Below are 16,546 nucleotides of genomic sequence, written 5' to 3'. Positions count from 1 at the left end.
ATGCCCATGTCATCGACGCTGTCTGCAGTTCGCAAGTCTTGCCTGCCTGTGCTGTCCGCTGTCGCGGTAATTGCTGCATGCATTGCACCTGAACTGTGCGCGGCGGCCTCGCTGCCCGACAAGACGGTCGTCTTCTGTTCCGAGGGCAGTCCCGCCGGATTCGACACCGCGCAGTACACAACCAGCGTCGAGTTCAGCGCCGGCTCGTACACGGTCTATAACCGGCTCGTCGAGTTCGGCCACGGCAGCACCGATATCGAGCCCGGGCTCGCCGAAAAGTGGGATGTCTCCAGCGACGGCCTGCAATACACGTTTCACCTGCGCAAAGGCGTGAAGTTCCAGACGACCTCCTTCTTCAAGCCGACGCGCGACTTCAACGCAGACGACGTCGTGTTCACGTATACACGCATGCTCGATCCCGAGCAGCCGTTCCGCAAGGCATACAACGTGCCGTTCCCGTACTTCACCGATCTCGGCCTCGCGAAGAACATCACCAAGGTCGAGGCGCTCGACCCATACACCGTGCGCTTCACGCTGAAGGAAGTCGACGCGCCGTTCCTGCAACAGATCGCGATGCCGTTCGCATCGATCCTGTCGTCCGAGTATGCGGACCAGCTGTTGAAGGCCGGCAAGGCGTCCGACATCAATCTGTTCCCCGTCGGCACGGGCCCGTTCATTTTCCGCAGCTATACGAAGGACGAGTCGATCCGCTTCGACGGTAACCCGAACTACTGGAAACCCGGCGTCGTGAAGGTGAGCAAGCTGATCTTCTCGATCACCGTCGACCCATCCGTGCGTCTGCAGAAGCTCAAACGCAACGAATGCCAGGTGATGAGCTATCCGAAGCCCGCCGACATTGCGCAGATCGAGGCGGATTCGTCGATCGCGCTGCCGCATCAGGTGGGCTTCAATCTGGGCTTCATCGCGTACAACACGACGAAAAAGCCGCTCGACAATGTGCTCGTGCGCCGCGCGCTCGACATGGCCGTCCACAAGAAGGCGATCATCGATTCGGTCTACCAGGGCGCGGGCCAGGCGGCGACCAATCCGATGCCGCCCACCCAATGGGGTTACGACAAGAGCCTGAAAGACGCACCGTACGACGTCGACAAAGCCAAAGGGCTGCTCAAGCAGGCGGGCTACCCGGATGGCTTCGACCTGACGCTGTGGGCGATGCCCGTTTCGCGACCCTACAACCCAAACGCGCGCCTGATGGCCGAAATGCTGCAGGCGGACTGGGCGAAGATCGGCGTGAAGACGAAAATCGTCACCTTCGAGTGGGGTGAGTACATCCGCCGCGGGCACAGCGGCGAGCACGAGGCGATGCTGATCGGCTGGACGGGCGACTACGGCGACCCGGACAACTGGCTCGGTGTGCTGCTCGGCTGCGATGCCGTGAACGGCAGCAATTTCTCCAAATGGTGCTACAAGCCGTTCGACGACCTCATCAAGGCGGCCCGCAGCACCACCGATACGGCCACGCGCACCAAGGACTACACCGAGGCCCAACAGATCTTCAAGGATCAGGTGCCTTTCACGCCGATTGCGCATTCGACCGTTTACCAGCCGCTGTCGAAGGCAGTCACCGGCTTCAAGATCGACCCGTTTGGCCCGACCCAGTTCTGGAACGTCGGTCTCAAGTAGGTAATTTACCGCTTCTATCCCCAATTTCGCTGAAATTCGGGAGGGTTGCCGCGCCAGGCGCGGCAACCCGGATGAAAGCTGTTTCCGATCGTCAACAAAGTTAATTTCCTCCAATTGCGGCCCCTGGCAAAGCTCAGTAATATCGCGCTACGCTGGTTTTAGCCGGCGATGATCCTGGAGGAAACATGAAGCAAAACAAACTGTTGCGCGCGGCACGGCTCACGATGCTGGTCGCGACGGCAGCGGCATCGATGGCGGGGACCCAACTGGCGAACGCCGCCGATATCCCGAACAAAACCCTCGTGTACTGCTCGGAAGGCAGCCCGGCGGGTTTTGATCCGGCGCAATACACCACAGGCGTGGATTTCACGGCCAATACGTTCACGGTTTATAACCGCCTCGTCGAATTCGAACGCGGCGGCACGAAGGTCGAGCCGGGCCTCGCAGAAAAGTGGGATGTCTCGCCGGACGGCAAGACGTACACGTTCCATCTGCGCCACGGCGTCAAGTTCCACACCACGTCCTGGTTCAAGCCGACCCGCGAATTCAACGCGGATGACGTCGTGTTCACGTTCCAGCGCATGCTGGACACGAACCAGCCGTTCCGTAAGGCTTACCCGGTGCAGTTCCCGTACTTCACCGACATGGGCCTCGACAAGCTGATCGACAAGGTCGAAAAGGTCGACCCGTACACGGTCAAGTTCACGCTGAAGGAAGTCAACGCGCCGTTCATCCAGAATCTGGCAATGGAATACGCGTCGGTCCTCTCGGCTGAATATGCGGATTCGCTGCTGAAGTCCGGCAACGCGGCCGATATCAACCAGAAGCCGGTCGGCACGGGCCCGTTCATTTTCCGCAGCTACACGAAGGACGCGACGATCCGTTTCGACGGCAATCCGGACTACTGGAAGCCGAACACGGTCAAGATCTCGAAGCTGATCTTCTCGATCACGCCTGATGCGGGCGTGCGCGTGCAGAAGTTGAAGCGTGACGAATGCCAGGTGATGAGCTATCCGCGTCCCGCCGATATCGCACCGCTGAAGGCCGATTCGAACGTCGACATGCCGTCGCAGCCGGGCTTCAACCTGGGCTACCTGGCGTACAACGTGACGCACAAGCCCGTCGACAAGCTCGAAGTGCGTCAGGCGCTCGACATGGCGATCAACAAGAAAGCGATCATCGATTCCGTGTATCAAGGCGCAGGCCAGGCCGCGACGAACCCGATGCCGCCTACTCAGTGGTCGTATGACAAGAACCTGAAGATGCCGGCATACGATACGGAAAAGGCCAAGGCGCTGCTCGCCAAAGCTGGCTTCCCGAACGGTTTCGACATCACGCTGTGGGCGATGCCCGTGCAGCGCGCGTACAACCCGAACGGCAAGCTGATGGCGGAAATGATCCAGGCCGACTGGGCCAAGATCGGCGTGAAGGCGAAGATCGTCACGTACGAATGGGGTGAGTACATCAAGCGCGCGCACGCGGGCGAAGACGACACGATGCTGATCGGCTGGACGGGCGACAATGGCGACCCGGACAACTGGCTCGGTACGCTGCTCGGCTGCGACGCGGTGAACGGCAACAACTTCTCGAAGTGGTGCTACAAGCCGTTCGACGAACTCGTGCAGAAGGGCCGTGAAACGACGGGCCAGGCAGACCGCACGAAGGCGTATGTGCAGGCGCAGCAGATCTTCGCGCAGCAATTGCCGTTCTCGCCGATCGCTCACTCGACGGTGTATCAGCCGGTGAGCAAGAAGGTTGTCGATATGCGCATCGAGCCGCTCGGCTATGCGCGCTTCGATGGCGTAAGCATGAAGTAAATCACGTGATGCGGTGGGCTTCGTTGCCTGCTGCATCCCATACGCAGTACGCTTTTCGTTCGGTTAGAAGACTGGTCGAAATGGTCCGGCGACCGGGGTCACGAGCCCTCGTCGCCGGTTGCGTTTTTTCTCACCAAGACCATAGGGACGAACCATGTTCCGATTCGTTTTGCGCCGCATCGGGATGGTCATACCGACTTTCATCGGTATCACGATCCTCGCGTTCGCACTCATTCACCTGATTCCGGGCGACCCCATTGAAGTCATGATGGGCGAGCGCGGCGTCGATCCGGCCATGCACGCTGCGGCGATGCATCGCCTCGGGCTCGACGAACCGTTGCCCATCCAGTACCTCCATTACGTCGGCCACGCGCTGCAGGGGAACCTTGGCACGTCGATCATCACCAATACCAGCGTGATGGACGAATTCCTGGCCCGTTTCCCCGCCACCGTCGAACTGTCGATCTGCGCCATGATGTTCGCGCTGATCGTGGGTCTTCCGGCGGGCGTGTTCGCTGCGTTGCGGCGCGGCACGGCCGTCGATCACGGCGTGATGGGCACAGCGCTGACCGGCTATTCGATGCCGATTTTCTGGTGGGGATTGATCCTCATCATGTTCTTCTCGTCGAAGCTCGGCTGGACGCCCGTGTCGGGCCGCATCGCGGTCGAATACGACATTCCGCACGTGACCGGCTTCCTGCTGATCGACTCGCTGCTGCCCGGCACGGATGAAGGCTCGTTCCGCTCGGCGCTGTCGCACCTGATCCTGCCGTCGATCGTGCTCGGCACGATTCCGCTCGCGGTCGTCGCGCGGATGACCCGTTCGTCGATGCTCGAAGTGCTGCGCGAAGATTACATTCGCACGGCGCGCGCGAAGGGCTTGTCGCCGGGACGCGTGATCGTCGTGCATGCACTGCGTAACGCGCTGATTCCCGTCGTCACGGTGATCGGTTTGCAGGTCGGCACGCTGCTCGCGGGCGCGGTGCTGACGGAAACGCTGTTCTCGTGGCCGGGCATCGGCAAATGGCTGATCGACGCGATCGGCCGGCGCGACTATCCCGTCGTGCAGGGCGGTATCCTGATGATCGCGACACTCGTGATCGTCGTGAACCTCGTCGTTGATCTGTTGTACGGCGTGTTGAATCCACGCATCCGCCATACGAGGTAATACCGTGGCAGACATTCAAAATACAGTCCCCCAGGCAGTCACACCCCCGAGCGGCCGTGCTCTCGCCGCCCGCGAGTTCTGGTCCAACTTCTCCCGCAACCGCGGCGCCGTCGGCGCGGGCCTCATCGTGCTGGTGCTGGTCTTCGTCGCGATCTTCGCGCCGCTGATCGCCCCGCACAGCCCGATCGAGCAATACCGCGATTCCGTGAAGATTCCACCCGCATGGCTCGACGGCGGCAACTGGAAGTTCATTCTCGGCACCGACGAAGCCGGCCGCGACATTCTTTCGCGCCTGATGTACGGCGCGCGGCTGTCGTTCTGGATCGGCTTTGTTTCGGTGGTGCTCGCGCTGATTCCCGGCATCGTGCTCGGTCTGATCGCCGCGTTCTTCGAGAAGTGGGCCGACACGCCCATCATGCGCATCATGGACGTGCTGCTCGCGCTGCCGTCGCTGCTGCTCGCGGTAGCCGTGGTTGCCATCATCGGTCCGGGTCTGGTGAACACGATGCTCGCCATCGCGATCGTCGCGCTGCCGGGTTACGTGCGTCTGACGCGCGCATCGGCGCTCGGCGAGTTGCACAAGGAATACGTGATGGCGTCGCGCGTCGCAGGTGCGGGCACGGCTCGCCTGATGTTCTCGCAGGTGCTGCCGAACTGCACTGCGCCGCTGATCGTGCAGGCCACGCTGGGCTTTTCGTCGGCGATTCTCGATGCCGCCGCGCTCGGCTTCCTCGGCCTCGGCGTGCAGCCGCCGTCGGCGGAGTGGGGCGCGATGCTCGCGTCGGCACGCGACTACATCGACAGCGCATGGTGGATCGTCACCATGCCCGGTCTCGCCATCCTGATCTCGGTGCTCGCGATCAACCTGCTCGGCGACGGGCTGCGCGACGCACTCGACCCGAAACTCAAAAGGCTGGCCTGACATGAGCAACGGTAACCTATTGACCATCCGCAATCTTGCGGTGAACTTCAGCGGCATGCCCGCTGTCGATCGAATCAATCTGAACGTGGCGCCGGGCGAAGTGGTCGGCGTGGTGGGCGAATCGGGCTCGGGCAAGAGCGTGACGATGATGGCGCTGATGGGCCTGATCGACGCGCCCGGCAAGGTCACGGCCGACGAAGTCACCTTCGACGGCAAGGACCTGCTGAACGCGACGCCCAACCAACGCCGCAAGATCATCGGCAAAGACGTGGCGATGGTGTTTCAGGACGCGCTGACGAGCCTGAACCCGAGCTACACCGTCGGCTATCAGATCAAGGAAGTGCTGAAACTGCACGAAGGGCTGCGCGGCGACGCATTGCACAAACGCGCGGTCGAACTGCTCGATCAGGTCGGCATTCCCGACGCGAAGAACCGCATCAACACGTTCCCGCATCAGATGTCGGGCGGCATGAACCAGCGCGTGATGATCGCGATGGCGGTTGCGTGCAACCCGAAGCTGCTGATCGCCGACGAGCCGACCACCGCGCTCGACGTGACCATTCAGGCGCAGATCATGCAACTGCTCGTGCAGTTGCAGAAAGATCGCGGCATGGCGCTCGTGCTGATCTCGCACGATCTGGCCGTGGTGTCGGAAGTCGCGCAGCGTGTAGCCGTGATGTACGCGGGCGAAGTCATCGAAACGAACCGCGTGCCCGATATCTTCAAGGCGCCGCATCATCCGTACACGGAAGCGCTGCTGGCGGCGATTCCCGAGCACAACGTCGGCGCGGTGCGGCTGGCCGCGCTGCCGGGCATGGTGCCGGGACGCGACGACCGGCCTAAGGGGTGTCTGTTCGCGCCGCGCTGCAAATACGTCGTCGACGATTGCAACAAGGCGCGGCCCGCGCTCTCGCCGCTGGCCGATCACGATCCCGCCGCCCAGGTTCGCTGCATCAAGCCGCTGAATCTGGTTCGCGATGCCATTCACCCGGGAGGCGCACGATGAACGCAGTACCCGAAACGCGGCGCCCCGATGGTGACAGGCCCGGCAAGCCCGCAGGCGATCACGTGCTGATCGCCGACAACCTCGCGCGTCACTACGACGTGAAGCGCGGCATGTTCGGCCATGGCACCGTCAAGGCGCTGAACGGCGTGTCGTTTCATCTGGAGCGCGGCAAGACGCTCGCTGTGGTCGGCGAATCCGGCTGCGGCAAGTCGACGCTCGCGCGTCAGCTGACGATGATCGAAGCGCCGTCGGCCGGACGTCTGCTGATCGACGGCGAAGATGTCGCGGGCGCGAGCCACGAGAAAATCGCGCAGTTGCGACGCCGCGTGCAGATGGTGTTCCAGAACCCGTTTGCGTCGCTCAATCCCCGCAAGACCGTCGAGCAGACGCTGGGCGAGCCGCTCGCGATCAATACGCAATTGACCGCAAGCGAGCGCAGCGAACGCATTGCGCACATGATGCGCACCGTCGGCCTGCGGCCCGAGCATGCGAAGCGCTATCCGCATATGTTCTCAGGCGGCCAGCGCCAGCGTGTGGCGATTGCGCGCGCGATGATTCTCGATCCGCAGATCGTCGTCGCCGATGAACCGGTCTCCGCGCTCGACGTGTCGATCCAGGCGCAGATCCTGAACCTGTTCATGGACCTGCAGGATCAGTTCAAGACGAGCTATGTGTTCATCTCGCACAATCTGTCGGTGGTCGAGCATATCGCCGACGACGTGATGGTGATGTACTTCGGCGGCGTTGCCGAACTCGGTGAAAAGAAGCGCATCTTCAGCAAGCCGCGTCATCCGTACACGCGCGCGCTGATGTCGGCGACACCGTCGATCTTCGAAGCCGACCGCCGCATCCAGATCAAGCTGCAAGGCGAAATGCCGTCGCCGCTCAATCCGCCGTCGGGCTGTACGTTCCATCAGCGTTGCCCGTATGCTATCGAACGTTGCCGCAAAGAAGAGCCAAAGCTGCGTGAAGTGGATGGTCGCCAGGTATCGTGTCACCGCGCCGAGGAGGTGGGGGACGATACGAATGCATGATGGGGTGGCGGCGCGTGATGTTGCGCGCCGTCATGCGCGTCGTTAGCATGTGAAGCCTATGAAACATGCGGGCGGCGCGCGCGCTGCGTCTTCACATCGGCGGGTTGCGCGCGTCCTGATGGGCGCGCTGCTCGTCGTGACGGCGCAATGTCCGTTGCTGCCGTTTCATCCGTTCGATCCGATCGCCTCCGCGCATGCCGCAGGGGCTTCGGCGAATACGCCCGTGCAGGCTGCGCAGGCCAATCAGGTCGGCCGCCCGGCCGTTCCCGTTCCGCACACCCCGTCGCAACCGCGCGCGACGCTGCCCGGCTTCAATCCGCCGCCTTCGTACGCGAGCGGCACCACGGCGAGCGGTCCCGTGCGCGCGCAACCGACGCGCATGCCTTTCTATGTCGCGACACGCGGCAAGACCACGATTTATCTTCTGGGCACGCTGCATGTCGGCGATCCGAACGACTATCCGCCGAACCAGCCATTCCGCGCGCCGATTCTCGGTGCGCTAGCCGCATCGCCGACGCTTGCGCTCGAACTGTCGCCCGACGATCTGCTCGTCTCGCAGGACGATGTGTCGAAGTACGGCATCTGCTCGTATGAATGTCTGCCGAAGCTGTTGCCCGAACCGTTGTGGCACAAGCTCGCGATGCGTCTGCGTGCCAATCCCGCCGCGCTCGATGAAATCCGCAAGATGCGGCCGTGGCTCGCGTCCTTGCTGGTCGAAACTTACGATTCGCTGAGCGCCGGGCTGCAAACGGAATTCGGCACGGAAGCGCAGTTGCAGAACGTGTATCTGCGGCAGAAGGGAAAGATTGTCGGGCTGGAGACGCTCGCCGAGCAGATGCGCGCGTTCACGGGGCTCACGCTGGCGCAGCAGCGCGAAATGCTTGCGCAGGATCTCGTGCAGACGCCCGCCGAGAATGTCGCCGATGTGCAGACCTTGCACCGGCTATGGCGCGTCGGCGACGCGGATGCGATTACCGCGTGGGAAGCAGCGAAGTCGGAGAAGCTCGCGCGCGACAAGCGTATCTCCGCGCAGGTGGATAACAAGATTCTGTTCGATCGCAACCGGCGCTTCGTCAACCGGATGCTACTGATCGCGGCGCCGAACAAGCCAGTGTTCGTCGCGATCGGCGCGCTGCATCTGGGCGGGCAAAAAGGTGTGCTGCAGCTGTTGCGGCAGCGGGGGTTTGTTGTCGAGTCTTATTGAGGAGCGCGCTGCCTGCGCGCTCAACGTGAGCGACGGTTAAACGCTTGCCCCTACCGCGCCGAAGGCGCCGTTGGCGACACGTCCACGGCCGGTTTGCGACACGAGTTTTAGCGCTGCTTCCAGCGCATCGAGCGACTGTTCTTTCGAACCCCTCGTCTTCAGACAGACGTTAACCGTGCGCGCATTCAGCGACAGCAACGCGCGGTAGTGCTCGTCGGCATCGTCGAATCGCATCAGGCGGTCGAGCGCCGAGCCGAGGTTGATATGCACGTCGGCGAGCGTCGGGTCGACCTTCAACGCCTCGCGATAGTGATGTACCGCTTCACCGAGCTTGCCTTCGGCTTCGAGCGCAACGGCGATGTTGTTGTGCGCATCGGGTGAGCGCGGATCGAGCGCCAGCGACACGCGATAGCAGCGAAGTGCGAGCGCTTTGTCGCCGAGCGCATCGGCCACGAAGCCGCGGTCGTTCCAGCACTCCGCGTTGTCCGGTTCGAGTTCGAGCGAAAGGTCGATGTATTCGAGCGCCAGCACATGCTGGCCGCGCTGATGCAGCAGCACGCCGTAGTAATGCAGCACATCCGGCTGTTCCGGGCAGATCGCGAGTGCTTAGCGGTACAGCGATTCGGCTTCGATGAAGCGGCACGCGCGATGCGCTTCGAGCGCGAACGCGAGCGTGAGCGGGAAAAGCTGGGTGGTAGGAGTAGAAGCGGTGGAGGTAGAAGCGGAGGAAGTAGAAACGGCGGATTGCGGTTGCATGGCGATGCTCTCCAGACTCTCGAAAGAGCCGGCGCAGACCTGTCGATGCGCCGGACTATGAACGATGGAACATTCACAGGTTAGGTCCGGGGCCTCGGCCAAACTATCAGAGGCATCCTAAAAATGGCGGCGCGCCTTTTGAAACAAGCCGCGCGGGCGGATCGCGTATCCTGGAAATAGGATTCGGCGAGCCGCCCGCGGCCGGGATCACTGCAAAGGCGCTACAGGAACATCAGGAAGTTGAGCAGGAAGATATTCACGACGAGCAGCGTGAGCGCCGTCGGAACCTGCACCTTGATCACCGCGTTCTTGTCGGGGAGTTCGAGCAGCGCGGCGGGCACCATGTTGAAGTTCGCGGCCATCGGCGTCATCAGCGTGCCGCAGTAGCCGGAGAACATGCCGATTGCGACCATCACGGCCGGGTTGCCGTGAAACACGTTGACGAGGATCGGCACGCCGACGCCGCCCGTCATCACCGGGAACGCGGCGAAGCCGTTGCCCATCACCATCGTGAAAAGCGCCATGCCGATGCAGTAGACGGCCACCGCGATCAGCCGGTAGTCGAGGCTGATGTAAGCCGTCGTCACGTGCGCGACCGCCTTGCCGACGCCCGCGTCCGAGAACACGAGGCCGAGCATGCCGAGCATTTGCGGCAGCACGGCCGCCCACGACAGCGCATCGACGAGACGCCGCGCTTCCTTCATCGACTGGCCGACGGTGTCGCGCGTCATGATGCAGGCGATCGCCAGCGCGATCACGCAGCCGATACCGAAGCCGATCAGCGTGACGTTCTTCTGCTCGACCAGCGGCGTGCCGCCGAACACCAGATGGCTCGCCGACAACGTGACGATCACCGTGACGACGGGAATCGTCAGCGCGGGCACGAACAGCTTGTTGCCGAGGCGCGCGGCGCTCGCCTTGCGCGCTGCTTCGGACAGCACTTTGGGTTTGCCCGCCGTCACGCCGCCGAAGCCCGCGATCAGCGCCATCGCGATGACGAGCACGCCCACCAGTTCGACGGGCAGCTTGTCGCCGACCAGGAAGATCAGCGCGTAGATGATCCAGAAGCCGCCCGCCGTGAAGCGGCGCGGATGATCCTTATCGGTGGCGATCATGCCGCCGATCACCAGCAGCACGATACCGAGCAGCCAGAACAGATAGTTGATGGTGAGTGTCATGCTTCGTCCCCGGTCGTGCGCGTCGCGTTGTGGCTCGTGTGGTTGTTCGTGTTGACGTTCGCAGCCCCTTGCGATGCCGCGTTACCGCGCAACTCGCGTTCGAGCTTGCGATCGAGCAGCCAGAGCCGGAAGCCGTGGATCAGGAAGGCGCTGATGGCTGTCGGAATGCCCCACAGCGCGACGTGCATCGGCTCGACCGTGATGCCCGCTTCTTTCAGAAACGTGACCATCAGCACGATCGCGCCGAACGCGACAAAGATGTCCTCGCCGAAGAACAGGCCGACATTGTCCGTGGCCGCCGAGAACGCGCGCAGCTTGTAGCGCACGGCATCGCTGAGCTTGCCGAAGCGCGTTTCCGTGGCGCCTTCCGCCATCGGCGCGATCAGCGGACGCACCATCTGCGGATGCCCGCCGAGGCCCGTCAGGCCGACGGCCGCCGTCAGCTCGCGCACGAGCAGATAGACGATCAGGAGACGCCCGGCCGTCGCGGCCTTGATGCTGGCGATCCACGTCTGCGCGCGCTCGCGCAGCCCGTGCCGTTCGAGCAGGCCGATCACTGCGAGCGGCAACAGGATGATGAGGGGGATATTGCGTGTCTTGATGAAGCCACTGCCGATCGCGGCCAGGATTCTGTCCGGCGGAAAGTGCGCGGCGATGGCGGTGATGACGGCGGCGGCGGCCACGATCAGCATCGGGTTGAAGCGCAACACAAACCCGACGATGATGACCGCGACTCCAATGAGCGGCCATAGGTTGACGGTTGACTGCATCTAGATCTCCAGAGGTGGTCCTGCATTGGGACACCGCTCGTGGCGGCGAACTTTAATGACGCCGGGCCTTGGTTTTTTTGGGCCCGGCTTTCCTCGTTGCCCTGTGGCTCTTCGGTGGCCACTCAGGCTGCACTGCCCTGTCGTTGCTGCGGGTTACTGCTCTACGGTTGCTGCCGAACTTGTGCTGCTTCAAAAAGCCGTTGGCAACTGGCGATGTTGTTTTCTGGCTTACTTTCTGGAAAACGCCCCGCGAAAAGCGGGGCGTCGACTGTTGTGTAATGGCCTTTAATCAGAGGCGTAAGCGCTGAAAAATCAGACGCGCGCTGCGCCCGCCGCATGCACGCCGATGCCGGCCTCCTTGAGCGCCGTACGGATGCGGCGCGCGAACGCGAGCGCATGCGGGCCGTCGCCATGCAGGCAGATGGTCTGCGCGTTGAGGGGCACCCATTCGCCGCTGACGGCCTGCACGCGCTGCTCGCGTACCATCGCCAGTGTGCGTTGCAGCACTTCTTCTTCGTCTTCGAGCAGCGCGCCCGGCTCCTTGCGCGGCACGAGGGAGCCGTCCGCGCGATAGCCGCGATCGGCGAACACTTCTTCGATCGCGACGAGCCCCGCGTTGCGCGCGGCCGTTACGAGCCCACTGTTGGCAAGCGCGAACACGGCCACGGACGGATCGAAGTCATGCACGGCCGAGACGATTGCGTCGGCGATCTTCGGATCGCGCGCAGCCTGGTTGTAGAGCGCGCCGTGCGGCTTCACGTGCGCGATGCGCCCGCCCTCGGCCTGCGCAATCGCCGACAGCGCGCCGAGCTGGTACAGCACGCCCGCGTAGATTTCGCCCGCGGGCAAGTCCATTTCCTTGCGGCCGAAGTTCTCCGGGTCGTTGAAACTCGGATGCGCGCCGATCGACACGCCTTTTTCCACTGCCCAGCGCACGCATTCGCGCATCGCATTGGGTCCGCCTGCATGCCAGCCGCACGCGATGTTCGCTGAGCTGACGAGATCGAGCAGCGCCTCGTCGGAGCCGCATCCTTCGCCGAGATCGGCGTTCAAGTCGATTTCCATGATGTCCTCGTAGGTCTTACATCGCTGCGGGTGCGGCGAGGCGCGCGCAGCGTTCTTCATGCATGCCGATTGCGGCATCGATCTGCCGCAGGTACTTGCGCTCTTCGATCAGCGCCTGGCGGGCCTCGTAAGGCGTGGTCGGGATGAAGCGGACCGCGCCGTTCAGGCGCACCTGCGCGAGCTTCCATAAATCCGCGTGAATCACCGCGCCGATCTTCGGATAGCCGCCCGTGGTCTGTGCGTCGCTCATCAGGATGATCGGCTGGCCGTTCGGCGGCACCTGGATCGTGCCGGGCATCACCGCGTGCGACAGCAGATCGCTCTTGTGCGTGCGCTTGAGTTCGGTGCCCGCCAGCCGGAAGCCCATGCGGTTGCTGTTCGGCGTGACGAGCCACTCGTCGTTCCAGAAGGCGTTTTGCGCGTCGGCGGTGAAGCTGTCGTACTCGGGGCCGGCCAGCACGCGGATGGGCGGCGCCCAGGCGACGCCCGACGGATGACGGCCACGACGCACCGGCTCGTCGACGAGCACGAACTTGCACCAGGCGGGCGCCTTCACACCGAACTCGGGCGCATCGGGCGAAAAGCCTGAACCCGTGCCGGCGCGCGGCACGCCGACGGGAAGGCGGTCGCCGTCGCGCAGCGCGCGGCCGCCCAGGCCGCCGAAGCCAGCCTGCAGGTCGGTGCTGCGCGAACCGAGCATCGGCAGCACGTCGACGCCGCCCGCAATGCAAACGTAGCCGCGCATGCCACGCTTCGCCACGTTCAGCGTCAGTTCCTGGCCGGCCTGCACGGGCAGGCTCCAGTACGAATAGACCGGTTTGCCGTCGAGCGTTGCACCGAATTCGGTGCCCGTGATCGCGACGCGCGTCGGGCGCAGAAAGCGCAGCACGGTCGGGCCGAAGGTGATTTCGAGCCCGGCGGCATCGGGCCGGTTGCCGACCAGACGGTTGCCCACTTCGAGCGACAGCCTGTCGAGCGCGCCGCCCATCGCGATGCCGAGGTGCCGGAAGCCATGCCGGCCGAGGTCCTGGATCGTGGTCAACAGACCCGCGCGTATTACGTCGATCATGCGTGCAGCCCCGCGATGGTGAAGCGGACGCGATCGCCCGGTTGCAGAAGGGTGGGCGGCGTGCGCGTCGGGTCGAAGAGCTTCAGCGCAGTGCGGCCGATCAGTTGCCAGCCGCCCGGCGAAGTGGCCGGATAGATACCCGTCTGCGCGCCGCCGATGCCGACCGAGCCAGCGGGCACTTCGAGACGCGGCTCGGCGCGACGCGGCGTGTGCAGTGCCTCCTCGAGCCCGCCCATGTACGCGAAGCCAGGCTGGAAGCCGAGAAAGAACACGATGTACTCGCCGCCCGCATGCCGTTCGACGACTTCCTTCACCGTGAGGCCCGTGTGATCGGCCACCGTCTTCAGATCCGGGCCGAACTCGCCGCCGTACTGCACGGGGATTTCCACCTCGCGGCCCAAATCTTGCGCGCTGCCTGGCTGTTCCCACGCGGCCTTGAGCCTGGCAGTCAGATCGTCGGGATCGGCTGCGAGGGGATCGAAGATCACGGTCAGGTTGTTCATGCCGGGCACCACTTCGAGCACGTGCGGCCAGTCGCGCGCGGCCTGGGCGGCCGACCACACGCGGCGCTGGCAATCCAGCGTGGCAGGCGGCGGCGCTTCGCAGACCAGTGCGGTATCGCCAAACGGAAAGATGCGGGGTTCAGTCATCAATATCCTGGGTCAAGTAGAGAAGCAGCAGATTCGTCCGACGATGCATGCTAACTTCTCACGATAGAGCTAGCCTACATTCTCAATAAAATCTCGACAATTTATCAATAAGCGATGTCCCCAGGCTCGCCCGTCCAGGAGGGAAGTCGTACACTTCGGTCAACCATCACGCTTCGCATAGAAAAATCACCATGGCGCGTCATCCGACCAAAATCGTCTCATCGGAACATCTTGTGTCTGAATTTAGTGCGGAGTTATCCGAACTCGAGTACGGACTGATCATGGCGAGCAACGCGTTCAATCGATGGATGGTTCGTTGCATGGCGGCGGCGGGCGACAAGGACATGACTGCGATCGAAGTTTCGCTGCTGCACCATGTGAGCCACCGCGAGCGGCGCAAGAAGATTGCGGATATCTGCTTCGTGCTGAATATCGAGGACACGCACGTCGCGACTTACGCGCTCAAGAAGCTCGTAGCTAGAGGGTATGTAAAAAGCGAAAAGACCGGCAAGGAAGTGTTTTTTTCTGCTACGCAGGCGGGGCGTGATCTGTGTATGAAGTATCGCGAGGTGCGGGAGAGTTGTCTGATCGCGACGCTGAAGGAAAGTGGGCTCACCAATGAGCAGATTGGGGAGGCAGCGCAACTGATGCGGAATGCTTCCGGGCTTTATGACACTGCGGCGCGGGCGGCTGCATCGCTGTAGGGGTTTTTTGCTGTCTGCCGACGGGTTGGATTTTTTGCCTTTTCGCTGGCATCCGCGTTACGGTGTTTGCTGCGCAAGCGGTTTTCGGTTTTTTGACTTTGCGCTGGCATCCGCGTTATGCCTTCGTGCTTCAAGCGTCGCCCTTGTGCGGGGCGGCACCTACTTTTCTTTGCCGCCGTGTACAGACTGGAGACATCGTTGACACATGTACAGGGACATCGCTGACACATGATGGTCAGGGTTTGGGCTCCTTCAGGTCAAGTTTTTCGACACGCTGATGGGCGAACCAGAACTCGATCACCCCGTCTTCGTCCTCGCTCGGGCGGGCTGCCACATGCAAGCCCTTGAGCGCAATCGAGAGCCTCACTTTCTCGCCCCGGAAGCGCACCACGCCGCTTGAGTTGACCAGTAAAACTTATCGCCGGACTCGTATTCGGGCTCCGGGAGGCGATCGGGCATCCTGCTCAGGCTGCACGCGTAGCGGGTGACCGGCGTGGCCATCCCGAGTGCCTCGTGTGGACGCTCGGTGTTGTACACCTGCCGCCAGCGATCCAGTTCCTGCTGCACGTGCTCGTGCGTGCTGAAGGCGTGCCGCTGCAGCACTTCGGCCTTCAGCGAGCGGTGAAACCGTTCGTCCTTGCCATTGGTCTGCGGGTGATACGGCCGGCTGTAGCTCACATGGATACCCAGCCGGATCAGCCAGACGGCGAGCTCGGTGAGCTGTCCCGGCGCGCTGGGCGAGCCCCACGGCGCGCCGTTGTCGGTGTTGATACGCGAGGGTAGCCCGTAGCAGCGGAACGCCTGCTCGAGCGCTTCCTGCACGACCTGCGTGGTGGTGCGCGAGCAGGCGCTCAGCACGATGTTGTAGCGCGAGTGATCGTCGATGACCGTCAGCGGCGCGCAGCGCCCGCTCTCCAGGGTCGGGAAGTCGCCCTTGAAGTCCATCTGCCACAACGAGTTCGGATGCTCATGCTCGAAGCGTTGCCAGTGCTGGCGCTGTCGCGACGCCTGTTCGTCGATCAGCCCGTGGCGCCGCAGGATCTCGGTGATGGTGGCAGGCGCGGGCACCTCGGTCTGGCCCAGATCGCGCAGGCGCTGTGCGATCTTGCGTCCGCCCCAGCCGTGCTGGCAGCGCAGGTCCAGCACCAGCGCTTCGATGTGCTCCGGTGAGCGTGTGGGGCTGTGATGCGGGCGGCGGGAGCGGTCGGCCAGGTGTCCGTCGGCGCCTTCGCTCTTATGGCGTCCAAGCCACTTGTAGCCCGTCTGACGGGTGATCTTGTATTTGCGGCACAACTCGCTGAACGGCACCGCCTGCGTGGCGGCATCGCGCACGAAGTCTTCGCGGAGATTCATGGTGTCTTTTGCTTCCCAGGGCATGGTTGGAATCCGGGCGTTTGATTACCCGAAAGTGTCAGTCATGTCCCTGTACACCTGTCAGCTATGTCTCCAGTCTGTACACCGCCGCAAAGAAAAGTAGGCAAAAGAAAGCGGCTCACACCGCCAGCTCTTGTGTTTGCCTGAGGGCCCCCAACCGGTCCCACACTTCACACGGCAATCAC

At 63.0% G+C, this 16,546-nt stretch carries 15 protein-coding genes and 1 pseudogene; 8 read left to right on the top strand and 8 right to left on the bottom strand.

From position 1 onward, the window contains the following. The 7 genes from C2L64_RS17315 (at position 1) to C2L64_RS17285 (ending at position 8,795) form a co-directional block, all read left to right on the top strand. A complete protein-coding gene (locus tag C2L64_RS17315; protein ID WP_007577132.1) occupies positions 1-1,644 on the top strand; it encodes an ABC transporter substrate-binding protein in 1,644 nt (547 codons plus the stop codon). 185 nt (positions 1,645-1,829) lie between these two features. Continuing rightward, on the top strand, positions 1,830-3,461 hold the full coding sequence (locus tag C2L64_RS17310; RefSeq protein WP_007577137.1) for an ABC transporter substrate-binding protein: 1,632 nt from the start codon (positions 1,830-1,832) through the stop codon (positions 3,459-3,461). A 154-nt stretch (positions 3,462-3,615) separates the two neighbouring features. Further along, positions 3,616-4,629 (top strand): ABC transporter permease subunit, encoded by a 1,014-nt coding sequence (locus C2L64_RS17305; RefSeq protein ID WP_007577139.1) that lies wholly within the window; start codon positions 3,616-3,618, stop codon positions 4,627-4,629. Between the two features lie 4 nt (positions 4,630-4,633). Then, positions 4,634-5,551, top strand: a complete 918-nt coding sequence (locus tag C2L64_RS17300) for an ABC transporter permease subunit (RefSeq protein WP_007577140.1) — start codon at positions 4,634-4,636, stop codon at positions 5,549-5,551. 1 nt (position 5,552) lies between these two features. Then, the gene (locus tag C2L64_RS17295) at positions 5,553-6,557 is read left to right on the top strand and encodes an ABC transporter ATP-binding protein (RefSeq protein WP_007742846.1); all 1,005 of its coding nucleotides are present in this window, start codon (positions 5,553-5,555) and stop codon (positions 6,555-6,557) included. Next, on the top strand, positions 6,554-7,591 hold the full coding sequence (locus C2L64_RS17290) for a peptide ABC transporter ATP-binding protein (RefSeq protein ID WP_167449583.1): 1,038 nt from the start codon (positions 6,554-6,556) through the stop codon (positions 7,589-7,591). Before C2L64_RS17295 ends, C2L64_RS17290 begins: the two co-directional genes overlap by 4 nt. 58 nt (positions 7,592-7,649) lie before the next feature. Beyond that, the gene (locus tag C2L64_RS17285; protein WP_090838464.1) at positions 7,650-8,795 is read left to right on the top strand and encodes a TraB/GumN family protein; all 1,146 of its coding nucleotides are present in this window, start codon (positions 7,650-7,652) and stop codon (positions 8,793-8,795) included. A gap of 36 nt (positions 8,796-8,831) precedes the next feature. Here the strand turns inward: C2L64_RS17285 and C2L64_RS17280 are convergent, their stop codons facing one another. The 7 genes from C2L64_RS17280 to pxpB form a co-directional block, all read right to left on the bottom strand. After that, positions 8,832-9,371 (bottom strand): tetratricopeptide repeat protein, encoded by a 540-nt coding sequence (locus C2L64_RS17280; RefSeq protein ID WP_244144687.1) that lies wholly within the window; start codon positions 9,369-9,371, stop codon positions 8,832-8,834. 30 nt (positions 9,372-9,401) lie between these two features. Continuing rightward, positions 9,402-9,551 carry a hypothetical protein gene (locus tag C2L64_RS54895; RefSeq protein WP_244144686.1) on the bottom strand — a complete coding sequence of 50 codons (150 nt, stop codon included), beginning with the start codon at positions 9,549-9,551 and terminating at the stop codon, positions 9,402-9,404. A 221-nt stretch (positions 9,552-9,772) separates the two neighbouring features. After that, complete coding sequence (locus C2L64_RS17275; RefSeq protein ID WP_090838466.1) at positions 9,773-10,729, bottom strand: DUF979 domain-containing protein; 957 nt, start codon at positions 10,727-10,729, stop codon at positions 9,773-9,775. After that, positions 10,726-11,499 carry a DUF969 domain-containing protein gene (locus tag C2L64_RS17270; protein WP_079498758.1) on the bottom strand — a complete coding sequence of 258 codons (774 nt, stop codon included), beginning with the start codon at positions 11,497-11,499 and terminating at the stop codon, positions 10,726-10,728. Before C2L64_RS17270 ends, C2L64_RS17275 begins: the two co-directional genes overlap by 4 nt. 312 nt (positions 11,500-11,811) lie before the next feature. Then, complete coding sequence (pxpA, locus tag C2L64_RS17265) at positions 11,812-12,564, bottom strand: 5-oxoprolinase subunit PxpA (protein ID WP_090838474.1); 753 nt, start codon at positions 12,562-12,564, stop codon at positions 11,812-11,814. A gap of 16 nt (positions 12,565-12,580) precedes the next feature. Beyond that, complete coding sequence (locus C2L64_RS17260; RefSeq protein WP_090838468.1) at positions 12,581-13,633, bottom strand: 5-oxoprolinase subunit C family protein; 1,053 nt, start codon at positions 13,631-13,633, stop codon at positions 12,581-12,583. Then, a complete protein-coding gene (gene pxpB / locus C2L64_RS17255; RefSeq protein WP_090838470.1) occupies positions 13,630-14,283 on the bottom strand; it encodes a 5-oxoprolinase subunit PxpB in 654 nt (217 codons plus the stop codon). The genes C2L64_RS17260 and pxpB overlap by 4 nt, the downstream gene beginning before the upstream one ends. 191 nt (positions 14,284-14,474) lie before the next feature. Between pxpB and C2L64_RS17250 the strand changes: the two genes are divergently transcribed. After that, positions 14,475-14,987 carry a winged helix DNA-binding protein gene (locus tag C2L64_RS17250; protein ID WP_007577159.1) on the top strand — a complete coding sequence of 171 codons (513 nt, stop codon included), beginning with the start codon at positions 14,475-14,477 and terminating at the stop codon, positions 14,985-14,987. Between the two features lie 235 nt (positions 14,988-15,222). Here C2L64_RS17250 and C2L64_RS17245 read toward each other — a convergent pair. Continuing rightward, a pseudogene (locus tag C2L64_RS17245) lies at positions 15,223-16,364 on the bottom strand (IS481 family transposase). Positions 16,365-16,546 lie beyond the last annotated feature (182 nt).

This window comes from Paraburkholderia hospita (assembly GCF_002902965.1).
Lineage (GTDB): Bacteria > Pseudomonadota > Gammaproteobacteria > Burkholderiales > Burkholderiaceae > Paraburkholderia > Paraburkholderia hospita.
This window is presented reverse-complemented; position numbering and strand designations above follow the sequence as displayed.